The 1,785-nt window shown below is 63.6% G+C and carries 2 protein-coding genes; both read left to right on the top strand.

The window, feature by feature from the left end; translation table 11 throughout:
• Positions 1-1,123: cytochrome P450 (locus WBF82_RS08805; protein WP_424382666.1), on the top strand; the 1,123-nt coding region annotated here is incomplete at its 5' end.
• Positions 1,124-1,455: 332 nt separating this feature from the next.
• On the top strand, positions 1,456-1,785 hold a 330-nt coding region (locus WBF82_RS08800; protein WP_424382665.1), incomplete at its 3' end, for an EVE domain-containing protein.

Here is a 1,785-nt window from a genome sequence, read left to right as displayed (position 1 = left end):
TCCCTACCCGCACTACCAGCGGTTGCGAGACCTCGGCCCGGTGGTGTGGTTCACCAAGCACAAGGTGTTCGCGCTGCCCCGCTATGCCGAGTGCAAGGCCGTCCTCCGTGATGACGCGACCTTCCTGTCGGGAAGCGGCGTCGCGCTCAACCGGATCGCTAACCGCTTGTCGCGGGGTACGACGCTCAATAGCGATGGCGCCGAGCACGATCGGCGGCGCAAGCTGCTTGCGCACGGGCTACTACCACGTGCGCTGCGCGCGATCGGCGACGGCGTGGACACGATGGCCGCCACCGTTGTCGAAGCCGCGCTTGATAACGGCGAGATCGATGGCGTCAACGACCTTGCGGCCGCACTGCCGCTGGCCATAGTCCCCGACCTCATCGGCTGGCCCCGAGTTCAACGCGACCACCTCATCGAATGGGGCGGGGCCACTTTCGACGCCCTCGGCCCGCTCAACCGGCACGCGATCAAGGCCATGCCCGGCGTATTTCGAATGATGCGATTCGCCCGCCGGGTCGTCCGAGAGCGCACCTTCCTCGACGGCAGCATGGCCCATGAACTGCTGATCGCCGCCGACCAAGGCAAGCTGTCGCACGCCGAGTGTCCAGCGCTGATGGTCGACTATCTCGCGCCATCGATCGACACCACGATGAGTGCCATCTCGAATGCGTTGTACTTGTTCGCCAGCCACCCTGAACAGTGGCAGCTGCTCAAAGACGAGCCGGCGCTGATGGCGAACGCGATCAATGAAGTGGTCCGCTACGAGCCACCACTGCGTGCATTCACACGCCGGGTGGGCCGGCAGACTGAAATTGGCGGTGTGAGCATCCCATCCGGCGCACGCGTCCTGGTGATGTACGCCTCGGCCAACCGCGACGAACGCGAGTGGGAAAACCCTGCGGTCTTCGACATCCGTCGTGACGCCTGCCGCCAGATCGGCTTCGGGCAGGGTGCGCACGCCTGCGCCGGCCAGAGCTTGGCGCGCTTGGAAACGACCGCCATGCTGCGCGCGCTCATCGAGCGGGTAGACCGCATCGAAGTCACCAGCGCACCGACTTGGGCGATCAACAACGTCATTCACCGTCATGAACGTTTGCCGCTCAAGCTGATTCCCGCATAGCCACAACAGGAGTGTCATGCACCTTGCATTCATCGTCGTATCCGCGATACTAGCCCTGGAGTTGGCGGGCGCCGGAGTTCCAAAGCTCCTCCAGCTCAGCGCTGTTCGCCGAAATGCCGAACATCTTGTATCGAACGCACCAACGCGCTGGCCCTGTTTCCCCGGCTCGGCCAGACGCCGATCCGCCCGTCGCCCGCCCAAAGGGTCCGCCATGCGATCAGCCGCTCCGCCCTGCGCGGGGTCGCCCGCCTGATGAACACCCCCTAACCGACTTATCCACAGCCCAACGACAAGCGCAAAGATGTGTCAGTCGCCCCGCTTAGCATGCGGTCATGACGAACTGGATCAATACCGTCAGCCGTGACCATGTCGAAAGGGGCGTGCGCGGACGCTTCACCCAGGCCAACCACGGCAAGCCGCACATGCTTGGCAGGATGGCACGAGGTGACTGGATCGTCTTCTACTCACCGAAGACCGTCTACCCCGACGGTGCGCCGCTTCAGGCCTTCACCGCCATCGGGCGAGTTGCCGATGATGAGCCATATCAGGCGGAGATGACACCTGACTTCCGCCCGTGGCGTCGTAACGTCGACTTCCTCGAATCCATTGAGACACCGATTCGACCGCTGATCGACCAACTCGACTTCATCGAAGACAAAGCA

This window comes from Mycobacterium sp. (assembly GCF_049673265.1).
Taxonomy (GTDB): Bacteria; Actinomycetota; Actinomycetes; order Mycobacteriales; family Mycobacteriaceae; genus Mycobacterium.
Note: the sequence above shows the minus strand (reverse complement) of the source record. Positions and strands in the feature narration are given on the sequence as shown.